This is a genomic window from Spiroplasma sp. DGKH1, assembly GCF_040940205.1.
In the GTDB taxonomy this organism is placed as follows: domain Bacteria; phylum Bacillota_I; class Bacilli_A; order Mycoplasmatales; family Mycoplasmataceae; genus Spiroplasma.
In genome coordinates, this window is sequence record NZ_JASTWG010000002.1 from 110,513 (window position 1) to 136,095 (window position 25,583).

20 protein-coding genes are annotated in these 25,583 nt (G+C 31.1%); 1 reads left to right on the forward strand and 19 read right to left on the reverse strand.

All coding sequences use genetic code 4. The annotated features are described in order from the left end of the window. Nucleotides 1-23 precede the first annotated feature (23 nt). The 18 genes from QPK10_RS02070 to QPK10_RS02155 form a co-directional block, all read right to left on the reverse strand. A complete protein-coding gene (locus QPK10_RS02070) occupies nucleotides 24-1,976 on the reverse strand; it encodes a PTS transporter subunit EIIC (RefSeq protein ID WP_368486379.1) in 1,953 nt (650 codons plus the stop codon). Nucleotides 1,977-2,197: 221 nt separating this feature from the next. Continuing rightward, nucleotides 2,198-2,980, reverse strand: coding sequence for a DeoR/GlpR family DNA-binding transcription regulator (locus QPK10_RS02075; RefSeq protein ID WP_368486380.1), 783 nt, complete (start codon nucleotides 2,978-2,980; stop codon nucleotides 2,198-2,200). Between the two features lie 23 nt (nucleotides 2,981-3,003). After that, entirely contained in the window at nucleotides 3,004-3,654 is a 651-nt protein-coding gene (locus QPK10_RS02080; protein WP_368486381.1) for a hypothetical protein, read from the reverse strand. A 7-nt stretch (nucleotides 3,655-3,661) separates the two neighbouring features. Beyond that, nucleotides 3,662-4,507 (reverse strand): ketose-bisphosphate aldolase, encoded by an 846-nt coding sequence (locus QPK10_RS02085; protein WP_368486382.1) that lies wholly within the window; start codon nucleotides 4,505-4,507, stop codon nucleotides 3,662-3,664. Nucleotides 4,508-4,635: 128 nt separating this feature from the next. Continuing rightward, nucleotides 4,636-5,988, reverse strand: a complete 1,353-nt coding sequence (locus QPK10_RS02090; RefSeq protein ID WP_368486383.1) for an FAD-dependent oxidoreductase — start codon at nucleotides 5,986-5,988, stop codon at nucleotides 4,636-4,638. Nucleotides 5,989-6,017: 29 nt separating this feature from the next. Then, nucleotides 6,018-7,571 (reverse strand): dicarboxylate/amino acid:cation symporter, encoded by a 1,554-nt coding sequence (locus tag QPK10_RS02095; protein WP_368486384.1) that lies wholly within the window; start codon nucleotides 7,569-7,571, stop codon nucleotides 6,018-6,020. A gap of 123 nt (nucleotides 7,572-7,694) precedes the next feature. Beyond that, nucleotides 7,695-7,919, reverse strand: a complete 225-nt coding sequence (gene rpsR, locus QPK10_RS02100; RefSeq protein ID WP_047790936.1) for a 30S ribosomal protein S18 — start codon at nucleotides 7,917-7,919, stop codon at nucleotides 7,695-7,697. A gap of 15 nt (nucleotides 7,920-7,934) precedes the next feature. Continuing rightward, nucleotides 7,935-8,396, reverse strand: a complete 462-nt coding sequence (locus QPK10_RS02105) for a single-stranded DNA-binding protein (protein WP_368486385.1) — start codon at nucleotides 8,394-8,396, stop codon at nucleotides 7,935-7,937. 23 nt (nucleotides 8,397-8,419) lie between these two features. Continuing rightward, complete coding sequence (gene rpsF / locus QPK10_RS02110) at nucleotides 8,420-8,869, reverse strand: 30S ribosomal protein S6 (protein WP_368486386.1); 450 nt, start codon at nucleotides 8,867-8,869, stop codon at nucleotides 8,420-8,422. 130 nt (nucleotides 8,870-8,999) lie between these two features. Then, entirely contained in the window at nucleotides 9,000-9,677 is a 678-nt protein-coding gene (locus QPK10_RS02115) for an IspD/TarI family cytidylyltransferase (RefSeq protein WP_368486387.1), read from the reverse strand. Nucleotides 9,678-9,679: 2 nt separating this feature from the next. Beyond that, a complete protein-coding gene (locus QPK10_RS02120) occupies nucleotides 9,680-10,684 on the reverse strand; it encodes an asparagine synthetase AsnA (protein ID WP_368486388.1) in 1,005 nt (334 codons plus the stop codon). 8 nt (nucleotides 10,685-10,692) lie between these two features. Further along, nucleotides 10,693-12,195 (reverse strand): lysine--tRNA ligase, encoded by a 1,503-nt coding sequence (gene lysS, locus QPK10_RS02125; protein ID WP_368486389.1) that lies wholly within the window; start codon nucleotides 12,193-12,195, stop codon nucleotides 10,693-10,695. Nucleotides 12,196-12,218: 23 nt separating this feature from the next. Continuing rightward, complete coding sequence (dusB, locus tag QPK10_RS02130; RefSeq protein WP_368486391.1) at nucleotides 12,219-13,211, reverse strand: tRNA dihydrouridine synthase DusB; 993 nt, start codon at nucleotides 13,209-13,211, stop codon at nucleotides 12,219-12,221. A 2-nt stretch (nucleotides 13,212-13,213) separates the two neighbouring features. Next, nucleotides 13,214-13,543, reverse strand: coding sequence for a DUF1904 family protein (locus QPK10_RS02135; RefSeq protein WP_368486392.1), 330 nt, complete (start codon nucleotides 13,541-13,543; stop codon nucleotides 13,214-13,216). Between the two features lie 103 nt (nucleotides 13,544-13,646). Continuing rightward, the gene (locus QPK10_RS02140) at nucleotides 13,647-14,582 is read right to left on the reverse strand and encodes a lipoprotein (RefSeq protein WP_368486393.1); all 936 of its coding nucleotides are present in this window, start codon (nucleotides 14,580-14,582) and stop codon (nucleotides 13,647-13,649) included. Between the two features lie 184 nt (nucleotides 14,583-14,766). Further along, nucleotides 14,767-18,774, reverse strand: coding sequence for an ABC transporter permease (locus QPK10_RS02145; RefSeq protein WP_368486394.1), 4,008 nt, complete (start codon nucleotides 18,772-18,774; stop codon nucleotides 14,767-14,769). A 42-nt stretch (nucleotides 18,775-18,816) separates the two neighbouring features. Then, nucleotides 18,817-19,383 carry a hypothetical protein gene (locus QPK10_RS02150; protein ID WP_368486395.1) on the reverse strand — a complete coding sequence of 189 codons (567 nt, stop codon included), beginning with the start codon at nucleotides 19,381-19,383 and terminating at the stop codon, nucleotides 18,817-18,819. Nucleotides 19,384-19,847: 464 nt separating this feature from the next. Continuing rightward, nucleotides 19,848-20,879: a nicotinate phosphoribosyltransferase gene (locus QPK10_RS02155; RefSeq protein WP_368486396.1), complete on the reverse strand. Its 1,032-nt coding sequence runs from the start codon at nucleotides 20,877-20,879 to the stop codon at nucleotides 19,848-19,850. A 154-nt stretch (nucleotides 20,880-21,033) separates the two neighbouring features. Between QPK10_RS02155 and QPK10_RS02160 the strand changes: the two genes are divergently transcribed. Further along, a complete protein-coding gene (locus QPK10_RS02160) occupies nucleotides 21,034-22,092 on the forward strand; it encodes a hypothetical protein (RefSeq protein ID WP_368486397.1) in 1,059 nt (352 codons plus the stop codon). An 81-nt stretch (nucleotides 22,093-22,173) separates the two neighbouring features. Here the strand turns inward: QPK10_RS02160 and QPK10_RS02165 are convergent, their stop codons facing one another. Beyond that, complete coding sequence (locus QPK10_RS02165) at nucleotides 22,174-25,512, reverse strand: ABC transporter permease (protein ID WP_368486398.1); 3,339 nt, start codon at nucleotides 25,510-25,512, stop codon at nucleotides 22,174-22,176. Nucleotides 25,513-25,583 lie beyond the last annotated feature (71 nt).

Here is a 25,583-nt window from a genome sequence, read left to right on the forward strand (position 1 = left end):
GTAATTCTCCTCTTTTCTTGTGATTAATTTGCTTCTAAATGGTAACCTGGTAAATTTGCTAAAATTAAGTCAATTGCTTGGTCAGGATTATTGGTGCAATCAATATATTGTTTACCCTTAGTTTCGACAATTTTAACGTTTCAAGCACTCGCATCCCGTTCAATTTCATCAATATAAACATTAACTTGCGGTGATAATACCACTAAGTCCATTTCTTTCATTAAATTGCGGTGGCTACCATATGCGGCTGAATCAATTACAATATTTTTAATTCCCCGGTTGGCAGCACCTTTGTTAGCACTAGCAGCAAACATTGCCGAAGTTCCAGCCCCATAACAAACAATTAAAACATGATATTGCTCCTGTGTTGTTAAGGGTTGGCTAACTGGTTGGTCTTGTGCCACCACCCGATTTTTATTAAATTTAACCCCAGCTTTTTTAGCCGCTAATTTTTCAGCTTTTAATTGTTGGTTTTGGGCAATTAAAGCTTTTTTTGCTTCAATTTTAGCAGCTTTATTATTTGCCCGTTCCGTTTTAATTTCAGTTGTAAATTCTGCTAATTGGTTAGTAAATAGTAAACGTTTTTCTTTATTTAAGTCTAGTTTTGACCCCAAGCGCAACCGCGCAAGTGTAAAGTAATTAAAGTGCATTGGTTTGGGAATGCCTTTTTCTTGGGCTGATTTAATTTCCTCGGTACATGTTAAGCGATCCATCAATAAGACAAATGGCAACCAACAAATAAAATCAACTAAACATAAGATTCCCCAGAGCACCACAGCTTGCCATTGGAAGGACGTTCCCAGTAATAAACCAACAATGGCGGGCATTGATCAGGGCACATCAACAATCGCTCCGTTCATTCCTAGTGTTTCAATAAAGAATTTATAAATTACCACGTTAATAATTGGTAAAATCATAAACGGAATCATCACAATTGGATTTAAGATTAGGGGGCAGCCAAACAATGCTGGTTCATTAACTTGAAATCAAATTGGAATATAAGAGGCAAAACCAACAGCTTTTAATTGTTTTGATTTTGCAAATAAAATTAGTAAAATCGGGATCACAAAGGTGGCCCCAGTCCCCCCCATTGTTGAAGTAAAGTCATAAGAAAATTCATAAGTTAAAGCCCAGTGGGGATGACCACCTTGGGCAAAAATTGCTTGGTTATCAGCAAGGTTACTATACATAAAAGGGGTAATAAATGGTCTGGTAACTGATGGCCCATGGACCCCAATAAACCAAATAAAGGCCGTTAAGAATGCCATCGCTGCTAAAAATCCATAGGAATCAAGGCCACTAAAGACTGGCTTAATAGCTTGGAAGAGCGCATCGGTAAATGACATGTTTAAAATACCAATGAAGATATACCCAAATCCTCAATATACCAACACTGCTAGACCATAGGGAATAATATCCGAAAAAGATTGCGAAATTCCCTGCGGAACAGCTTTCGGTAATTTAATTGTTCAGTTATATTTGACTGGTAAGTAAAAAATTCATGGGATTGTTAACCCAATAATAATCCCCGTTAGCATCCCTTGGGCCGCTAAGTTCGAAATAAAGATGCTAGCAAAGTTTTCAGTTTGACTACCATCATTTGTTAAAGTAAATGTTCCCGTTACTGATAACATAAAAACTGCCGAAATGGCGGCGAACATTACCATAATAAGATTCATTTTACGATTAGTTGGTAAACCCTGGTTAATTTTTTCAGCTAAGGCTCTTGCAATCCCAGCGGTAAAGAAGATTGAAACCAAGCCCATTGTAAAAACATAGATCCGGTTTAAACATTGACGGGCAACCAGGGGATACCACGCCATATTGCCTTTAAATGCGGGAGGAACTCACATAATAATACCAATGATTGAAGAAAAAATAATAATTGGTAAAGTTACATAAAATCCTTCCATTAAAGAACGCAAATACTTATTCCCAGCAACTACTCTTAAGACAGGAACAAGGTGTTTATTCATTCAGGATTCCATTTTTTTATTAAACGGTTCTCTGCTAGGAGATTTTTTTGTACTTTGCATGTTTCTTTCCTTTCTATTTACTGTAATGGAAAATATCCATCTACTTATGTTTTACTCCGAAAATGATAAACTTTCAACAAAAATGATAATTTTTTTTCAAATTTTTATCAAAAAAAATCAAATGAAAGAAATTTATTTATCATTCTTACCCATTTGATTAACTATGCATCGGTAGTGGCAATTATTTTATGAATTGTGATTTTATTACTAATTTCTGGGGAGATTTTGTCATCGGTAATAATACAGTCAATATCAGATAATAAAGCTAATTTGGCAATCCCTACTGAACCAAATTTTGAACTATCAATGAGTGCAATTTTTTCTTTACAATTATTTAATGCGGCAATAATTGTTTCCGCTTCATAATCATTATTATTATAAATCATTAGTTCATCATTAATGTTAGTGGCACTAAAAATTCCCTTGGTAAATGCCATGTCCTTTAATTGTTGTTGCGCTTGAGTTCCAAAAAAACTCCGACTGCGGCGCCGAAAATTTCCCCCAATCATCATTAAATTTCGAATGTTCTTATTTTGGGTGGCAATCCGAAAAACTTCTAATGCATTGGTTGCTAATAACTTAATTGGCTTGTTAATTTCTTTCACAAAATATTCTAAGGTTGTCCCTGGTGACACAAAAATAACATCCTCTTCGGTTAGTTCTTTTACAGCTTCTTTGGCAATGGCAATTTTTTCAGCAATATTTTTTAATAATTTTTCTTCCCGGGTCGTCTCATATTTTTTCCCATCGGAGTTGTCAATAAACTTAACAGCCCCAAATGATAGTTTAATATATCCTTCCAGTTCTAATTCCTTCAGATCCCGGCGAGCAGTAATATTTGTAATGCCAATTTCATCAGTATAATTAAATAATTCTTTTGTGGTAATAAAATTTGACTCTTTAATTTTTGACAAAATCTTTTGCCGTCTTTCAAATTTATGCATAATAGTTCCTTTCATATCCTTTCTTATAATCCAAAGCTATAAATCATCACAACTGTTCCTTGTTTTGATTTTTGATAACCATCCGGATTATTATCCCGGGCGCTAATCTTAATATTAAAATTAATTCGTAATGAAAATGACCCTGGTGTATTTTGCTCATTATCAGCAATATGTACTCATTGGGGATTAGCCGGATCATCACCTGCTTTTAAAGAGTTTTTATCAACCTGGTACTGAAAACTTAAGTCATTATCCATTTTTTGGAATGATTTTGTTTGGTCAGGACGGCTATTATCATCAACATAAACTAACGAATTTTGTAAATCACTAGTAGTCTTTAATTCATATTGATAAAGAACATCTTTGGTAAAAGTTGCTAATGGTAAATAACAATTATCACTAGTAGGATCAGCACTAGCTGAACCATAACATTCTTCTAATACTTGCTGAGGGTTAAATAAAAAGAATGCCTGGGCAAGGCTCACATCAGAATATTTATTCACTGTTGCTTGGGTTAAACTATTATTAAAAATCCCCTTGTCATAACTTAAATCTCACTGGGTCAAATCTTTCGCTAACCGGTGATAACTTAGTTTATTTCCACAAGCAACCACTGCTAAACTAGGCAAAGTGACTAATGTTAATGATAATAATGAACATAATATTTTTTTCATCTTATTTTTATCCTTTTCCTGACGAATTTAAAACCTGCATTTTTTCTTTGGCAACCAATTTTGTTTGGTCAATTGCATAACGCCCAAATTTTCGAGCATCATAACCCGCTGGATTTTGAGCAAATCATTCTCGCAATCCGTTAGCATTTGCTACCTTTAAATCAGTTCCAATATTTACTTTACAAATTCCCGCCTGCACTGCTAATCGTAATTGGTCATACGGTACTCCCGAAGAACCATGCAATACTAACGGTTGGTCAACCACCGCGGCAATTTCCTTAATCCGTTGAATTTGTAAATTAACTGGTCCATGGTAAATGCCATGCGAAGTTCCAACCGCAATTGCTAAACAATCAATTTTAGTTTTGTTAGCAAAATCCACTGCTTCCGAAACGGTTGTATAATGGGCACTTTCGGAATTACGATCATCTTCCTTTCCGCCCACATGACCAATTTCCGATTCAACTTCAACTCCCCTTGCATGTGCATACTCAACAACGGCAATTGTTTCGGCAATATTTTCCGCAATTGGTTTCAAAGAGGCATCTAACATGACCGAAGTATATTGAGCATCAATTGCTTTTTTAATTAATTCAACATCAAAACCATGGTCTCAATGTAAAATAACAGGAACGGTCGCTGATTTAACTGCAGCATGGCCAATTGCACTAACATATTCAAATCCCATATATTTTACAGCTGATTCAGTGGCCATAATAATAACTGGTGAGCGTTCTTCTTCCGCTGCTTCAATAATTGCTTTTAACATTTCTAAATTATCAAAATTAAAAGCAGGAACTGCATAATGGCCTTCTTTTGCTTTCCGTAATTCGGCTTTCATTGTTGTTTTCATTATCCTAAGTCTCCTTCTCAATATTGTTGCTATAAAAATATTATAATCTTTATTCTTATAAAATTTGATATTTTATGATAAAAATTTATCTTTTTTAACTAGAAAAAAACACAAGTTTAAAACTTGTGTTATTCTAATTCCGCATTTAACTTATTTAAAATAATAGTCACCGCATCCATTGGTCGACTGAAAGGTGGTGAATAAGGTAAGTCTAAATGTTTAACATCACTAATTTTTGTTTTTGATCAAATTAGGGGAATAAAAACGTTAATTCGCATTGCCGCACGATGGTATCCTAAGATTTGTGCTCCTAAAATGATTTGTTCTTTGGTATCATACACTACTTTAATCGTAACTGGTTTTGCTCCTTTAACATAAGCGGTATGATCTTTTGTACTAACTGTGATTGTGTCATACAAATAACTCATTTTTTTTGCATATTCTTCCGTAAAGCCTGTACGAGCAATTTCTAAATCAAAAATTTGTAAAATCATTGTCCCCATTGCCCCTTGGAAGTAATCATCTTTGCCAGTTAAAACATTGGCTAGAACTTTTCCTTGTTTAATTGAGATGGTTGAAGATGGAATTTGCATTAATGAACCATCAATAATATTTTTAGCCAGTACACAATCTCCGACTGCATAAACATCAGGAATATTTGTTTCTAACTGGTCATTAACAACAATTGACCCTTGGGGATTCATACTAATTTCACTATCAGCTAAGAATTGGGTATTTGGAGTAAACCCTAAGGCACAAATTACTAAATCAACATCTAACAGTTCCCCAGTTGCTAATTCAATTTGATTAATCATTTTATTTTTAACATGGAGTTTTTTAACTTTAGTATTTAGTTTTAGCTCCACACTTTTGCGTTCTAATTCCATTTGGACTGCTTCGGCAATTTCAGGATCAACTAAATCTTTTAACACTTGGTCTTGTTCTTCAATTAAAACTACCCGTTTATCATTGCGGGCAAAATTTTCACAAAACTCTAAACCAATTGGTCCCCCACCAACAACAACCACTGTTTTAATTTTATCCGTTAATTCTTCACGAATTTTAACCGCTGCTTCTAAAGTCGCGGGGGCATAAATATTATGAGCATCATTTCCTGGCAAGTTTAACTTATCTAAACTTCCCCCAACAGCAATCACTAATTTATCATAATGATCTTCAATTGGTTCTTTTGTCATTAAGTTGATTCCCTTTACTGTTTTATTAGGAAAATCAACATCGGTAATTTCATAATTAGTATGAACAGTAATTCCTTCTTCGCTAAATTTTTCAACTGTTCTGGCAATCATAATATTGGCTTCATCAAAATTTTTACCAATATAATATGGAATTCCACATCTTCCTAGGGAAGGGTAACTCAGATTTTGATAAGCAACAATTTCAACCTTGTCTTTTAAATTTCTTTTTAGTTTACTTGCGGTAGTCATTCCCGCCGTAGCACCACCAATAATAATAACTTTCACTATGTTTTCCTCTTTTCTAATTTTTAAAATTATTCATTTTGCTTAGTTTTTCTTTTTTCTTCTTTCTTTTTGTGGACCTTCGCTCTTATTTTACCAAATAAAGTCTTTCCATTAAACAATAAAAGTTCATCACTTTCTAAAGCATGCGTTAAGCGTGCGGCAATTGTTGTTGCTTGAACTCCTCCGGTAACATTAACTCCTGTTCGTCCCATATCAAAGAGACCATCCAAAGCACCAATAATACTATAAACTGGCATGTACAATGCTCCTAATCCTAGGCCTCCTAATACTCCAGCTGTCACAACACTCGCTGTCCCCGGAACGCCAGCAATTCCTAATGATGCAATGACTGTTACCAATAAGGCAATAAAGAAATGGGCAATCGTAAAATCATATAACCCCGCGCTCATAATAAAAGAGACAATGATTCCTGACTGCACTCCGGCACACGCTGTTAACCCCATTGTTGTTGATAATGGAGCAGAAATTCCGACTAAACTTTCCTTAACTTTAATATTATTTTTTAAAGTATCCATTGTAATAGGTAATGTTGCATTGGAAGATTGGGTTGAAAACCCTTGGATTAATGGGCGAACAGCATATTTTCATCACTTAATAGGATTGATTCCAAATATTACTAAGGTAATAGTATGTCAAATTAAAGCAACAATTAAACATAAATAAGCAACCCCAATGACAATTCCAATTTTACCCAGATAACCAATTGGTCGGGAAATTATTGAATAAGTAATCATCGACATTACCGCATAAGGCATCAGTTTAATTACAAACATTAAACATGACATCACAATTGTTCATCATCTTTCAAAACCATCTCGAATCTTTTGCATATCCTCAGGATGTTTTTTTGCCGATTTCTTCACAGCTAGTCCAATTAAAGCACCGATTACCATTACCGGAATGATGGCAATTCCAATAAAAGCACCAATAAAATTCGAGGGAACATATTCCCAAATAATTTGGGGGAGCGGTTTGGAAGCATCACCATCATAATTACCACTACCACTAATTGTAAAGCCATCACCAATTTTAAAAGCCCAGCCAATAAAGAAAGTAATGGTAAAAGAAACAGCGACATTTACTAATAAAATAATCACTGTAATGATAATGCCCTGGCGGGTTTTCTTATCATGCCCTGGTCTGGCAACTGCTCTGGCAATTGCTAAAAAAACCACGGGAACTGTCAGCATTAAAATGGCATTAATAAAAATCATTTTAAATAAATTAACCCAAATTGATAATTCGTGGACCCATAATTGGTAAATTGGATTGGCCACCGGATTAGGAACATTCGGATCGACTCAAGGGTCAATCATTGAACTACTTGGATGATCACTATTATAAGGAAAGCCATTGATAGCTTGAATCACAACACCAAACCCTAAGCCAATAACTAACCCAATAATTACCCGGTACATAAAACGAATTTTAGTTTTTTTAATAAAAATTCATAGTAGCACCATCAACCCAAAAAAGATTACAATACTAACTAAAGATTGTCATTGGGAAATTGCCACAAAATCATGTAGGGGATTACTATTATCACTTGCTAAAAATTCCATTTAATACCTCCATAGTTTTTGAATAGTTCAATTATAAACTATTTTTAAGTTTTATTTTAGTCTTTCCCCAAGAAAAAAACTATTAGCAAATTTATTGCTAATAGTTTTCTTTTCATCATTATCCTAGTCAATTACAAATGGTAATAATGCCATTTGGCGACCTCTTTTAATAGCTGTTGCTAACATACGTTGGTGTTTAGCACAAGTTCCGGTAACTCTTTTTGGCAAAATTTGGCCATTATTTGACATGAATTTTTTTAGTAATTCAGCATCTTTATAATCAATATAAGTCATTTTATTTTTAGTAAAATAACATTGTTTTTTAAATCTTTTAAATTTTGGGTTCATTATAGACTTCCTTTCTTAATCTCATAATATCGCATCATCCCCATCAAAACTAATTGGTTCATCATTATCATTTTGGGGATTAGGTGTTGACTGTTGATTTTCACCAAAGGTAATATTATCAAAGTCAACATTATTTGGAGTTGGAATGCTATCAACATTAGTAGTTGAATTAGTATTACGAGAGTCTAAGAATGACACACTATCAGCCACCACTTGTACAATAGTCATCTGTTGTCCATTATTATTATCAGTTCTAGTTTGAATTCTACCATCTAAAGCAATTAGTGAACCTTTTTTTAAATAACGGGCCATGTTTTCAGCAACTTTATTTCAAGCAAAACATGGTATAAAAGCAACTTGGTCATTAAATGAACTATTAACTGCCACTGTAAAAGCAACAAATGGTTTTCCATTAACTGAATTTCGTAATTCTAAATCTCTAGTTAATCTTCCTACTAAGGTAACTCTATTTAACATTTTGGTTGTACTCCTTTTATAATTTACTGATCTTTTTTAACTGGATTTTCTGATTCAGCAGGTTGTTGATTGTTATCAGGGCGGTCTCATTTTTTTTCAAATTTTTTACCACCAGGTTTACGATCATTTCTTTCGGCTTTGTCGTTTTTTACTTCTGTTTTGGCATATTTTGTTGATTGAAGATATCCTTTTTCTTTTTCTGTGTTAATTACTAAAATTCTTAACACATCTGGTTCAATATGACTAATACGAACAAATTCATCAACATTTTGAGCTGTTGTATTAACAATTAAAACTGTATAGTGTCCTTTTTTTCTTTTTTTAATTGGATAAGCTAGGTCCATTACTCCCCAGTCACCAATTTCTTCAATTTTTGCACCATTATTTTCTAAAATAGCATGCAATTTGTTTTGTAATGCTTTAAGATCATTACTTTCTGGGTTTAAAATATACATAATTTCGTATTTACGCACTTTAAAATTTCCTCCTTATGGTCTATTGGTCCTTCCCGGACAAGGAGCTAATAATTCCAAACTTTATATTATTAACTCACAACAAATTATACATTATATTATGATAAAATATAATATTTTCCCAAAGTTTTTAATCAATTATGTCTTCCATATAAGTTACTTTAATATTATCCTTGCTCCCCGGAAAATAATGGATTGCAATTTCCGGAGCATATAATTCCACTAATTGACTATCATCGTAAATTGGGCTTAATTTATCCGGATTTTTTTGATAATTTTGATATACTTCTAATAAAACCCTAGTTTTAAACATCTGGGGAGTTTGGACTAACCCATACTCCGATCGATGAACTGTTTCGATAATTTCTTTATCATTAATCTTTTTAATCGCATCATTAATTCTCAACAAGGGAATTAAGGTGTCATAGTTATTTGCAACAAAGTCATTTAACATCTTATCAATAAAATCATTTGTTAAATAGCACCGCGCTCCATCATGAATTAGAATAATATCATTCATAATCTTATTGTTTAATAAACAATTTTTAATGGTATCAACCCGTTCATTACCACCAATGGTAAAAGTAATCTTATGGCTATCCTGGTATTTTGGTTGCAAATAAGTAAAAATTTCATCATTAACTCCCACAATGATTTGGGTACATTTTTGATCATTTAAAAATGTATGTAAAGTTGTTTCAATGATTGTTAAATTATTTGTTAATTTAAATAATAACTTATTCTTTTTACTTTGAAAACGTTGGGAATTACCAGCTCCCACAATAATCACACTATAAGTAGCATCCATTATTACAAAACCTGAATTTCATTTTTTTCTGCATATTCCATGAAGTCATCTTCTCAAACTGAGGAAATTACTTCACTAATATGTTGTTTTTCTAATAAATATAAATCTAATTGTGATTTATAGATTCCAAAACTCAAAGTCACTGGTAATTCATTGGTTGCAATCATCGCATCAAATTTGGTTTTAATCTTATTAGTTTCTTTGGTAATTGTTGTTTGTTTTTGTAAAACTTCTTTATCAACAGTAACTCCACAATAACCAATACAAATTGCTTTTTCTTGGTAAAAATTATAAACAAAAATTTTGGCATATAGTTTCCAATCAAAAGTATCCTGGGATTCATTGGGAACTAAGATCCCATCCTGAATGATTTCTTCTAACCCATAAAGAACAGTTGCCCCATTTTCCCGAGTATATTTATTTAACCGTTCTTGGTAAGTTAATAATCGCATTGATTTTTCTAATTCATTGTGCGCAATTCAATTAAAATGCTTATCAAATTTTTCGGTTAATTTATCATATTTTTTAATTAAAATCTTTTCAATTGCCCCCAAACATTCTCAAACCTTTTCAACAGTAGCATGAATAAGGTCAAAACTAAAAACATTTTTTCCTAATAGTTTATCAAAACCAATCTCTGTAAAATTAACAGCATTCACATCGGATTGTTTAATATCACGACGTAAAACATTGGAGAATGTTAATAACCCTTCGTTTTCTTGAATGCCATATTTTTTTACAGCATATCTTCTTCACTTATTAGGTGATTGTAAAACTTCGCCCACAATTCCACTTGGTTGAATATCAAAATCAACTGGTCGTTCGGTAATTCGAAAATCATCATTAAAACCAGTCTCTTCACTACAAATTAGCGGAAAATCAACTTCCAACAAGTTAAACTCCTTAGTAAAACGTTTTAAAAGTTCAACTTTAATTAAGGCAATTGCCGCAATTGTTTCTTGTAAAGTTAAAATTGAAGAATATCCAATGTGGATTCCGTGTGCCATAAAATCACCTATTTTCCTCGTGGACGCATGTGGGGAAATAATAAAACATCTTTAATTGAATCTTGTCCTGTTAATAACATTACTAACCGGTCAATACCAATTCCTAATCCTCCCGTTGGTGGCAGTCCATATTCTAATGCTTCAATAAAATCAATATCCATTTCCTGAGCTTCATCATTTCCATTGTCCCGTTCTGCCAACTGACTTTCAAAACGATTATATTGTTCAATTGGATTATTTAACTCTGAATATGCATTGGCATATTCGCGACCGTTAATAAATAGTTCAAACCGGTCAGTAAATCGCGGATCACTAGCGTTGGCCTTTGCTAACGGCGATACTTCAACCGGATGTCCATAAATAAATGTTGGTTGGACTAAAATTGGTTCAACAAATTCTTCAAAAAATAAGTTAATAATATGCCCAACACTAGTATGGAATTTTTCCACATGAATGTTTTTTTCCTCAGCTAATTTTTTAGCATCCGCAAATGACATTTTTTGTCAAAAATCAACTCCGCTTGTTTCTTTAATTGCATCAACAATATGTCAACGTTTTCAAGGTTGTTTAAATGAAATTAATTGACCACCATATTCTGTTTCATCAGCATTCAAAATATTTTTAGCAATATAGCAAATTGCATTTTCAGTTAAATCCATTAAGAAATTCATGTCTTGGTAAGCAATATAAATTTCAACCGTGGTAAATTCGGGATTATGTCTAGTGTCCATTCCTTCATTCCGGAATAATCGCCCAATTTCATAAACTCCTTCAAACCCCCCAACAATTAATCTTTTCAAAGGTAACTCAGTAGCTACTCGTAAATAAAATTCCATATCTAAAGTATTATGGTGGGTAATAAATGGTTTCGCAGCGGCTCCGCCGTGAATTGCTTGGAGAACCGGAGTTTCAACTTCTAAATAGCCTTTGTTATTAAAATATTCACGCATCAAGGAAATAATCCGGCTTCTTTTAATGAAAACATCTTTGGTTTCTGGAGACATAATTAAATCAACATAACGCCGGCGATATTTTTCTTCAATATCACTCATTCCATAATATTTATCTGGTAATGGTTTTAATGATTTACTTAATAAATGATATGCTGTTACCCGGACAGTTAATTCACCAGTTTTAGTTTTCATCATTGTTCCCGTTACTCCAATAATATCACCTAAATCTAAGTCAATAAATTCTTGGTATTTTTCTGCTCCGATCGCATCACTGCGAACATAAATCTGAAAAGTACCATTTTGATCTTGTAAAGTAGCAAAAGTTGCTTTTCCGGCTTCCCGAAACATTCTAATTCTTCCCGCAATACTAATTAAAGCTGGAACATCCATTGTTTCTAGTTGTTCTTTAGTATAATTATTGAACTCAGCATGCAATTCTTTACTAGTATGTGTTCTTTCAAATTTGGCAATGACAAAAGGATTTTCCCCCTTGGCAATTAATTTATCTAATTTAGCGCGTCTAATTTTCTCTTGCTCACTAAAATTTCTATTATCCATCTTTTTTCTCCATTTCTTAATAATTATTTACTCATATTATAAGAATTATTATAATACTCAATATAGTCATTTACAACATTATCTAAATCAATTCTTGATTCAATTCGTGTAGCTCGTGCTTTATAATCTGTCGCATTTGGTTTTCCTTTAAAATAAAAAGCTAAGTTTTTACGCATTTCACTAATTGCAATTCGTTCACCTTTTAAAGCAATTAATAAATCAGCATGGCGAAAAATTACTCGTTTTCATTCGGTAATACTTGGTGGGGCTAATTTTTCACCGGTTGCTAAATAGTGGTTAATTTCTTGAAAAAATCAAGGGTTCCCTTGCACGCCTCGGGCAATCATTACCGCATCACATCCAGTTTCATCTAACATTCGTTTGGCATCTTCGACTGTAAAAATATCACCATTGCCAATTACCGGGATTTTAACAGCATCCTTAACTTTCTTGATTCAACTTCAATCAGCTTTCCCACTATAAAATTGATTGCGTGTCCGCCCATGTACCGCAATCGCTTGGGCTCCGGCCTTTTCAATTAACTTGGCAACTTCTACACAGTTAATATTCTGTTCATCTCATCCTAACCGAATTTTTACTGTTACTGGTTTTGAAACAGCTTCGACAACAGCCTTCACTACTTGATAAATTCGCTCGGGATATTTTAAAAGAGCAGCTCCCGCTTGCGATTTAATTGCAATTTTGGGAGCTGGGCAACCCATATTAATATCAATAATATCACAGTCACTATGCTCATCGACATATTTAGCTGCCATCACAAAGGTTTCTAAATCAGTCCCAAAAATTTGCATTGAAATGGGATGTTCAAGAGGATTAACTTTAATCATTTCAATTGTTTTTTGATTTTTTTGGACAATTGCTTTATCACTAACCATTTCAGCATAAACTAACCCGGCCCCTAATTCATGCGAAATAATTCGAAAAGCTTCATTAGTTACGCCTGCCATTGGTGCTAAAATTGTTTTTGTTAGCAATTTAATTTTTCCAATTTGCATTTTTATCGGCGCTCTCCATTAACATAATAAAAATTATCAATTTCACGAAAAATAACATCAATTTGTTGATGAGTTCTGATTTTAAAATATTGATAAATCAGTTCAGCAACTTCATTTTGAATTCCTTTTCGTGATTTTCATTCGACTGTCACAATAATTTTTGGTGGTGTTTGGTCCTCATTTTCATTCGCAGTAACCCAAAGGCTAGTATCGTGTCAAACTGAAACCCGACTAACATCACAGTTAGCTAATTCAGCAATTTTATTAACCATATCTCTTTCAAATTCAATTGTTCATTCTGGCTTCGCCCCTTTAATTGTAATAATTGGCATTAAATCATCTCATTTCTTCTTAATTGTTATTTTTTCAACCTTAATTATCTTAATCAAAAAAAATAGTTTATTCAATCACTTGTCTAAACTATTTTTAAATATTTTATTTATCCAAAACTAGATATCCAATTTGGGAATCCGTTGCTCAAACATTATTTTTCGGTGCCACTTCCACCCTAACTTGATATTTTAAAGTTATTAAATATTTATTTACCTTATTAATAAAATCAACTTGTAAAGATTGGAGTTTTACTTCGCTAATATTTCAAGTTGAATTATTAATTGTAATGTTATTAATTTTAAAATTATTTGTTAATTGATTATTAAAAATATCAAAAACCATTTGATTTGCCACACCATTTTGATATTTTAAAATTTGTTCAATATCACCTTTGCTTAAATTGCCATGATTTAGTTGATAAATATAAGGTGTTAATCTTGCAATCTGATTTGTTAACTGGTGGGGACCTTCTGCCATCCCGGTTAGTTTTACTTTAAAAGTAATTTTTTTTAATTCTAAGTCAGCATGTTGATGATAAGTTTCCTGATCATAAATTCCAAAGAAACCATCTAAATTATAAACTTCGTTAAAATTAATTCCTAATCCACTTTCAGCTTTATCCGTAATGGTGTTCAAATCTAAATAAAGTTTATTCCAATCAGCTGTTTGGGGATGGTCTGTAATTAAAGAAATACTCTCTTGGTCAATGGTTGATTTGGTGTAAAAAAATATTTTTGAACTAGCAGTTGTTAAGTCAAAATGATCAGAAATTACTGTTTTAAATTCTTGACCTAAAGTTGCTAACATTCAACTTCAATTTAATTCTAATTTATTTTTTTGGTTTTTACCGTTAAATATACTGTTGCCATTTAATTCTCATTGATAATTAGCAATAAAATTATCCCAATTTTCTTTTGTTAATGCTAATTTTGAATTGGGTGTTTCTTTCTCGGGTTGATTATTATCACAAGCAACTAAATTAAACGTTGCTGTAGTTGATAATCCAATTACTCCTAATATTGATAACAACTTTTTCATTTATTTCCGCTTCCTTCCAAACTCTGGTGCTAATATTTTGCTTGGTTTTGTTAATAAATGATAATGATAGTTAATATTAGTTGCTAAGTAGAATTATCTTAACATACGAACTTCAAGAAAAGTATTATTTAGAAAGATTACTTTTTTCAAAATTATGAAATAATAATTAATTATCAACCATTTATTAATCATTAACTTTTAATGCATAAATTGGGTTAATTTTTTGCATTGAATATCATCCAATAATAAAAGTAATAATATAAATTCCAAAAACAATTAGCATTACTAATGGCACTAACCATCATGCAAAGAATAATGGTAAAACTCACGTTGAATGATAAGCCAGATAATTAATAACCGCTTGAATAATATACCATCCTAGTGGGAACCCAATAATAAACATAATGGCAATGATTGGTAAATACATTCCAATAACAATATTAGTAATTTGCATATCACTATATCCTAAAACCTTCATTGTCGCAATTGTTTTGCGATTTTCATAAATAACTAAATTACTTGTTAATAAGATAATAACAAAGGAAATAACTAGTGATAAAACAGCAAAAGCAATTAAAATCATATTAATAATTGTTGAGATTTGACTTAGTAATTGTTGATGAACATAGAGGGGCAACACATTAGCCGTGCTTCCTTCCCCATTAACTGAATAACGCAAACCATTATATTCACCACCATTTAGTCCAACAGTAGTATAGTCTCCATATACAGAAGTAACGGTGTAGGAATTAGTAATGTCCGCAACATTATCTACTTGCGATAATTTCAAATTAAAAATTGGAAATTCATGGTTAAAAATTTTTAAAATTTTTGCTGCATTTAAATCAGTTTTACTTAGTTTAACTAGTTCGCTGAATGTTTTTGGCAGCTTTGTAAAATCAATAAATTCCTTAATTATTTGATTAGTTTTATTAAATCATTCATTATAAAAGATTTCATATAATTTTGTTTGGGTTTTATCATAACCTAATAATTTGTCAGCAGCAGTTTTGCTAATATAAGCACGAGGGTCGCCATAGCCATCATAAATTCCAGCGACCTTAAAATTATAAGTTTGTTCATCATTAATTTGGGTAACATTTCCATTTTGCACTTGGTTAGTAAAAGCTGAAGGACCGCCAATATTAAAGAAGGCCGGTTGTCCCTTTAAATTTGGAATTGAATCAAATTGGGTATTTCCTAATGCTAAAGAAACATTTGTTTCGTTAACATTTGCATTTGTAATATTTGAAAAATTAATATCATCTAAGGCTAACTTTTGAAATTTCCCCTGGTCATTTTTATATTCAATAATTCGCCCATTTGTCGACATTTTAATCATATCTCCAACCCGTAAGTTTAGTTGTTTCGCCACTGTTTGATTAATTACAGTGTTAATTGGTGTTGTAGTTAAATCCATCGGAGTTGTTAAAAGATAATTTAAGGGATGACCATTGACATCATCCAACTGCATGTAGGAAGGACGGTGCAGTTCATCCTCACTTTGTAAACCATATACTGTAATTTTATAAGAAGAATTATTAAACCGTTGGTCAGTTGTCCCACGAAAATATGTGCCTAATTCTTCGTGGTTAGGATCAAAGGGGACGGTATTAAATGAAAGGTTAAACTCTGTGTCTTCTTTTTGAAAGGCATTGGCAATTTGTTGCTTAATAAAATATGGAGCTTGACTATAAGTTCCCTGGGCAACAGCTTGGCCTATACTTCCATAAAAAATTGTCATAAACCATGCTAGAACTTTATTTGACCATAAAACTTGCTCACTTGCTGATAAATTACTTCATGAATGATTAATAATAACCTCTTCATTTTCTAAATGAAAATAATGCTTATTATCCTGGGGATTTTTTTCAAATAATTCCGGTGAAGTCAATTCTTGCATAAAACCAGAATTAGCTAATAAATCTTTGCTAACACTTTCCCGGTTAGTATCCAATTCTTCTTTGATATAATCATTAATTTGATTATAATCAATATCTTTTGGACTAGTCCCCGCTGTATTTGGCAAGCGAAATTTATACCGAACATGCATCGCAATTGTTGAACGGTATGTACGATAGAAGGTTCTTAATACTTCATAGTTTTCTTTGGTGTAAAAACTCGCAGGATTGGCTTGCATAATAAAATTATATAATTTCATTCCATCTGGTCAGGCCGACCCAATAATGAATCCTCCTAATGAAGGTTCATAAAAAGTTGTGCGATCTAATCCATCTAAAAAACTCTTTGTAAACGATTTTCATCCTAAATAAGATAATTGGTTCATTCCCAAGGTAGTAATTGCATCACTAGCATTGGGGTCTAACGCTGTTGGAGCATAATATTCTTGATTGATCTTATTTTCTAAAATCCCCGCTAAAATTTCTTTGGTTTTATCATCACCGTAACGGTCCGGATGGTAATAATCAAAGCCAGCCCCCGTGGAAGTAGTATAATTTCATTTTGACAGCTGGGGGTTATATGTTCTAAACATACTCATTGGCATATTAGCTGCTGGCATTGCATATTCAACAGCTGATTTATAGTTCATCCCTGTGTAACTAACTTTTTGATTATCTGCCATGATTTTTGGCCCAATTACCGAAGTTGTCATTAATGTTGTTCCTAATAACATGGTAAACCCTACGGAAGTCATTTTCCCCATTGAGGAAGTGAACAATGACATTCAAAAACGATGATAAAACCCCGCTTTATTAACTGATTTTTTCATTGCCCGTTTAACAGGTCCCATTTTAACAATTTGTTCAGATTTAATTAGTTCAATTGGATTAGAACGAATAACAATACCGGTAATAACCATTGAGATTAATCCTAAAAATCCAAATGTTAAAATTAAACAATAGATGAAAGATAAATAATCAATATAAAAACTACCAAAATTTAGATTAAAATACTGAGCAAAAATATTAACTGTTGTAATTTGTAAAAAAGATGCGGGAATATAAACCAGTAAGCAACCAATTAAAGAACCAACTAACGGAATTGTTAATGCAGTACTCATAATTTTTCAATTTGTATAACCCAGCGCTTTAAGAATTCCAATTTGGACTTTAGCATTATCAATATTTTTTCTAGTAATTAAAGCAATCGTAATTCCTGAAATAAATAACACAATCAATAATAATAAAGTTAATAATGTTTGATAAGCATTAACTGTTGTTTCCAATAAACTAGTTCTGGCAGCAAATCGATAACGGTGGTCAAAAAGACTATAGACCAACGGGTCACTTTTATTAGTAGTACTTAAATATGATTTTTTGATATATGTGGAAACTGCCGCAAGATTTCGGGCATTGGTATTAGAACTATTTCATTTTCCCACATAATAAATTTCGCGATCAGCATTGGAACTAATTGTTAATTTTTCAGTTGATTTATTATAAAGTCAATATCCTCCATTTGATAAATAACTATCATTAACATTTCATGCCAAACCAAATTGGCTAGGATGAACATAAATAATCCCTTCTCGTTTTTTATTTGGTAATGGTGTTGTCTGATCAATAATTGGTGTGACAAAATCAGCAGAAATTCCAAAGCCAGTAACATAAAACCAATTATAAGTATTGTTATTTTTAATTAAGTCCGTTCCGCTTCCCACTAATAAAGTTTCACCTTTATCATCTGGCTGAATTCTAATCACCGAACCAATCTTGATATTATTATTGTCAGCAAACTCTTTATTAACAACTGCTTGTTGACTAATAGCTACCCCTGAGTGAATTAGGTTCAGATCTTCACCAATATTACTTCCCCTAATTATTACTAATTTATCAATTTCACTATAATAATTAGCTGTTATTGTTTTTAAAATTCGGTTGTGCTTATTATTTGGTAATTCAAATGTGCGAGATTCAACTCGACTTCAAGAAAAACTATTATTAATATTCTTTGCAATATCATTAATAGTTATTTGTTCTATGTCTTCTGGTGTTTTCCCCGTTAAACTACCAATATAATTAGTATTATCTAAATCAAATATAAAATCATGTAAATTTGATTTTTCATTTAAAGTTTCATATTCATTGATAATTCGATTAGTAGTAACTCTCATTAAGGTAAAAATTAATGAAGATAATAGAACTAATAAAATTAATCCAATAATTTGCGTTTTGTTTCTTCAAATTTGTTTAAATGAGTTTTTAAATAATAAAAATGACTGTCTTCGCATTAAACATCCTCCTTCTTTTATTATTTTTAAAATTCATTAAACTTATTCAGTTAACACCTCACGTCAACCATTAATCTCAGGATTATTTTTTTTAAAACTTACTTTTTTAATTATTACTAAACTTTTTACAATTAAAAAAAGTTGCAAATTATTAACCAACAATTGTTCTTCGCTAACTAACTCCCCGAGTTCTTCAAAACTAAAAACTAGTTTTTGATAATTAAGACAATCGCTAATGCTAATAAAAGTATTGGTGATCGTTATGATTTCTGTTAAATAATTAACAATAAAAATCTTAACTAAATAATTGTTAAAAATTTTTTTATGATTAACATTATTAATTAAATAAGTCAGCCACCTAACCATAATTTTTTTTAAAATTAATTGTTTGTGATTTAAAAATTTAACAATTGAAATAATAAAAATTACATAAGTAGCAAAGATAATTGCAGTTGAGAAAATATTTTTATTTCCCAGTTCAAATATTAAGACCACTTTGAAAAAAATTAAAATAATAACAAAACCAGCCAGACCTAAGGTTAACTGTCGAATTTTTTTAAAAATATTTAATTCCTGAAAAATCACACTACAACAAATAATGAATTGCATTAAACATAATAATGTAAATAAAAATTCACTACTTTGATCAAAATCACAAATTGCTAATAATCTAATACTACTTAACTAGGTAAATAAATATAATCCTAATTGATAACAAACAAGTTTTAACTTTAGACCTTTGTTATTAATTAGCAAATAATTATTAAAAAAACGGCGATTCAAAAGAAACGATAACTTTAAAATCGTTAAAAAGATTGCTAACCTTAAAAACAATATAAAAATATCTTTGTGATCCATTAAAAAATTAAATGTTGAATCTACAACAAACATCCTCGTTCCGTCCTCTACCTAAGTTATTTTTTTAATTTATCTATAGTAAGAGCATTATATCAAAAATATCATTCCCAAGCAATTTTTAAAATTAGATGCAATCTCTTAAATTTAAAAAATAAAATAAAAAGTATTTGAAGAGTTACTAATATTTTTATACTTTCACTTTCAAACACTTCTTTTTACAATAAGTATTTTTGTAGTCGTCCTGATTCAATGTTAGTCCGTCCAACTTTCGCTTGTTGACAATCATTTAACATTACAGAATCGCCTGTAAAATTTAAATTGATTTTACTTAAAATTTGGCCTACCCCATAAAAATCTACGGGAACCTTTTCTGCTTCAAACTCGCGAATTTTTTCAGCAGTAAAGCCAAAAGAAACTGTAATTTTAATTTTTTCAAAATGATGACGATCCAATTCCTGTCGCAATGCTTTAATTAAATGTTTATTAACACCATAAATGTTTTCTCCTTTAAATTGCTCTTCTTTCCCAAGAAAATATTTATCGATTAATTTTTTGGAAGTATCAACACGAACTGTATATAAGTTTGGAAAAGCACGTGCCGCCTGTAAACTATCATTAATGACATCATTATTATAATCAACTAGTGCTGTAATATTTTCATCGGGGAAAACTCCTTGGTAAGCTACTAATGTATCAATTAAATTACCATTGAAAGCTTGAATTAAAGAATGGGGCATTGTGCCTACTACTTTGACAGTTGGATCACTAATTTTAGTAATCATTGCTGGAGTTACAAATTTTCTAATTCCTCCTATATAAGCCGCATAACCATCATTTTCTTGATTAATTCAATTATCGCTCCGGTCATTCATGTAAATAACTTCTTTTGTTTTGGCTGCTTGGATAACATCCGCACAATTAGTAGCAATACTACTTTGCCGAGCAAGAATTCCATCAATAATTCCTTCTAAAAAACCAAATTGGTAATAATGCCCCTTAATTTTTAAGACCGGTTCAAAGGCATTGACAATATCACCATCTTTTAAAGCATAAATTTCTAAACTCTGGGGATCCTGGGCGTTAGCACGCAAAAGTTGTATACATTCATCAATCCCCGCTAAAGTTACACCATTATCTCATTGAAAAAACTGCATTGTAATTAAATCTGTCTTCCGGTATTGTTCTAAAATCTTACAAGTTTTTTCAACATAAATTGCATCATAGTTTCTATTGAAAGATTTGCACATATAAAAACCTCCTAAAATACTAAATATCTTTAGTATCCTTTCTTTATAACGAACGATAATAATATTGTCAATATTTTCAAGGTTTTTTTTGAAAACACTTGACTTCCTCATCCAAGTGCTAAAATTAGGGTGTATTTCTTAGGAGGTGAAAACTATGAAAAAATTTTTTGCGGTGTTGCCCTTTGAATTAGCACCAATGGCTTTGGGAATTTTAGTAATTGGGAATGGTTGAAATATGTTTACAAGGAATCATGGCTTTCATTTTAATGTTGAATGATTATCATATGTAACTTTTAGTATTGCAGTTGCCTTTATTTTATTAGTAGTTATTAAACTACTGGTAAACTTTGAAAAAACTCATTATGAATTCGTTAAAAAGCCCGATAAATTATGGCAATTAACTTTTTTACCAATGGGGATTAATGCTATTGGACGTTTTATTTTAACAAAACAAAATCTAACTTCTTTAACAGTGGGTTGGATTTATCAAATTGGAATAACAATTTACTTTTTAGGATTTTTATTAGCCGTTGTTTTTTGAATTTTTTGAGTATACCAACATTTATCGCTTTTTAAATTAAAGCTTACCAATCCATGTTGATTGCTACCTACAATTGGTTTAATTACTTGTAATATTATTGACATCAAATATCTTGGTAAAAGATATCTAACCTTTGTTCAAATTTTGTGATACATTGTTTTAATTTTATTTATTTTTTTAGTTCTGTTCATTTGATTAGGATATTTATTTTTTAATCGTCACAAAGAATTTTTAGCTTCGTTTTTAATTCTCCTAATCACATTAAATGTAATTTTATTATTAACTTATAATTATAATTTTGCTGCAATTGAAAAAAATCAAGACTCCAATATTATAATTTTAATAATTGGAAATATTCCATTAGTTGCTAGTTTCTTATTTTATCTCTTAATCATAAAAACATTATTAGAAAGAAAGTTTAATATTATTTTGGTATCTTATATATTTCCGTTAGCGATTTCGGCAGTCGGAAAAAATATGTATGGCGAGTATCTGGCAACTATCATTAGCAGTCCTACCCGCCAAGAAATTTTGATTATTTCGTTTCGGTGTTGAGCAATTATTGAGCTTTTAATTGCTTCAATAATGTTTATTTATACATTTGCTAATTTATGTGGTCGGTTTTTTAAAGCAAAAATACTAAATTCGCATGCAAGTGAATCATTAACTTAATTTTAACCTTTCATTAAAAAAACATCGCCAATAAATTTAACCTTCTTACGATTCATAAATTTACTTTTGATGTTTTTTAAATTATTCAGTAATCTGGGTAACTTTCCGTCTTTTGATAGTATTCATTGCTACTAACCAAGAAGTTCCTAAAATTACTGTGATAACTGCCAAGGCAATTAAAGGACCCTGATAGTCAATTGGAATGTCAATTACTATTTTAAATAATGAATATAGTAATAATCCCATTCCTTGTCACGCTAACATTGATGCTAACCATGACACAATGAAGGTAATAACTATTGCAATGACATAACTACCCATAATTGCAAAATTAATTTGGCTATTCTTATAACCAATTGCTTTCATTGTTAAGATAATTGGCATCACTTCATCAATAATAACCATTACTACGACAGCTAATAAAATTAGAACAATTAAAGCAGTTAAAACTTCAAACAAGATCATTGAATTATTCTGTTTATCAAGCATATCATCAATTGAGGATTTTAAAATATTTAATGGTAACATTGAGAAATCAGAAGTTGCACTAACTAGGGTTGCACTAACAGCTTGTGTTTGTAAATTAGTTAATGCTTCAAGAAGAGTTTGACCAGGACTAGCAGCAATTGATAAATTATTACCAATAAATTTTAATTTAGAAATTGAATTTGCCATGTCATTTAAATCAATTTTTCCTTCATATAAATGTTGTTGGGAATAAAGACCACTATAAATATTTTTGCTTGGATCATTCGGATCAATTGTGTTAGGAACAAACAGATTATTAATTAAATTATGATAACCAGTATAAATGTTGGCACCAATTGTATCGTTTTTAATAATTCCTTCAACTTTAACATTTACCCCAATTTTATTTGGAGTTGCTGATTTAACTTTAATAGTATCACCAATTTTGTATTTACCATCTTTTGCTAATTTAATTGAAATTATCCCAGGAATAGTATTATCACTACTATTATAGTTAGCAAATATTTTTGCTATTTGTTCATTGTTAATTCCTTTTCAACTAAAAGCAGAAGTATATAACCCCCCTATTTTTTGATCATTAGATAATCCAATAATTTGCATATTGTTTTCATCTAAATTGCCATCCGGAACCACCGGTAATCCATAAACTGTTGTTTCATTTGTCGGGTTATATCATAATTCATTAAAGGTAACAATTGTGTTGGCATTTGCTCCCATCATTAGGGAGTTCAACATTAATGATGAAAATGCACTATATTGGCTGGGATCAACATCGCCGGTTTTACCAGAACTACTATTTTGAATTGCTAAAAAGATTGTTTGTAAATCACGCAAATATAAGTGTTGGTTAACATTACCATTAACAACTTGGTATTTATTAAATAAATCAAAATATTGGTCTTTGGCATCTGGCGCAGTTGGATCAATCTTAATAACATCCTGGTGAAATAAATCAGCACTATTATTATTAAAATTAATATCTTCGACATTTTGATAAGTTTGATATTTAAAATCTAGTTTTTGATAAAAATCATCGACAACTGCTAACTTTCCTTTATCGTTACTATTAGTTTTCGGAAAATTGCGGAAAGTTTCTTGGTGGTCAAGACTAGGATTTAAATTATTAAACATCCCACTAACAATTGATTTTCCAACCCCTACCGCACCTAACATTAGAATTAAAATAAATGAAGAATAGAAGAATAAGATGATTACTAAAGCAAACTTCCCTTTGTTCCGGGCCGTGAATGCCATCTGTAATCTTCAGGTAAATGCTTTACCACGTTTAGCAAGTGAACGATACACTAACCCAGTCCGCACTTTTTTGGTTGCTTTTGCACCATTATTAACTAATGATAAGACTGGTTCTTTAATATATAAGAAAGTTGAAATATAAGAAGCAACTGTAAAGATTAACGGAATGACAATAAAGAGAATAATCATAAATCCAGCTGCATAGTAAACCTGGTTATAAGCGAAAGTTACGGTTTTTTCAAATTGACCATACATATAAATTTGTAAGGGAATTGAAATTAAATAACCACAAATAACTCCTAATAAAATAGTGATTAAAGTCTTGACAGTAAATATTCACGATAATTCACTTGTTCGATAACCAAGCGCTTTAAAAATACCTAACTGTTTTCTTGTTTTATTCATTTCTTTTTTCATCACGAAACTAATAAAAACAAAAGCTAAGATAATCATTACCACCCCTAGAATTGTATAGATAGTAACCATCATATTCATTGAGTTAATTGAACTAACTGGTTTTAGATTTCCAAAACTAGTGAAAACGGCTGTCCCCATATCATAAATTGTTTTATCTAGGTCATTAGTAGCACTAAACACATTCTTCAAGGTTTGATAATCACTACCGTTGATAAAATTTACTCGTTGGTCAAGATGAAACTTGAAACTACTTGTTTTATTAGGTTGCTGTCATGCTTTGCTATAAAGTTCTTGGAGAATCTTTTCGTTAACAAAAACTGCCGCATATTTTTTGGCATCGCCAGTCATCGAAAAATCACTAGCTTGCGATAACGTATCAATTTTAGTTCCATATCCACTAATAGTTGGTTGGTCTAATTCTGGAATAATTGTTCCTAAAATTCCAAAATCTAACGAAGAACCAATTTGATAATTGTTATCTTTGGCAAATTTATCAGTAATAACAATTTTATTATTTTTTAAATCGTTGACTCCTTGCGTAATAATTAAATTATCAATTCAAGTTTTCGTAATGGGATTAATATTTTCTGTTCCGTTAGTAATATATAGGTAATAATCCGGAACGATATTAGTACTGTTTTTAAAGACCTCATAGTAGAAGGTTAAATCATAAGAAAAAGCAAATTTATCTTGATGATTTAGCATTACTTTACTATTAACATAATAACTAGCATCATTATAATAATTTTTAAGTTCATCTTTAAAAGTTGGATTAAAAAATTGACTAGCTAAGATTGGCTGCCCACCAGGATCGGTAAAACTTGTGGGACTTTCAGTGTAATTAAAATAAGTATTTAATAATAATTTTAAATCTTGTCCCCATGCTAACTGGGCGTCGGGATTTGTCCGTGGATCACCATCTTTACTTAATAAAGCATTATAGCCGGTTTGACTTAAAATTCCATAATTATTTGGATCAGATCCCTTATCAATAATTGGACTAATCCCATATTCAGTTGAATCATCAACAAAATATTCATAAGTAAAATTATTTTCAAATTGCGTTGGCTTACTTACTAAACTATAATTTCATTCATTTGATTGTGCTTTTATTTGATTATTTTTCCCCATTAATTGTAAGGGTGAGGCTAACATTCCGATAATAGCCATTGAAATAATTGTAACAAATAAAATTAAACCAATTGTTTCAATTCATTGTTTTAAATAAGTCCGCAAATAACTTTTCAAAACTTTGCGCATATTAAAACTCCTTTTATTTAAGTAAAATATTTTTGTTTCGTTCTTAATAATTTTTTACAGTCTAGAAAGTT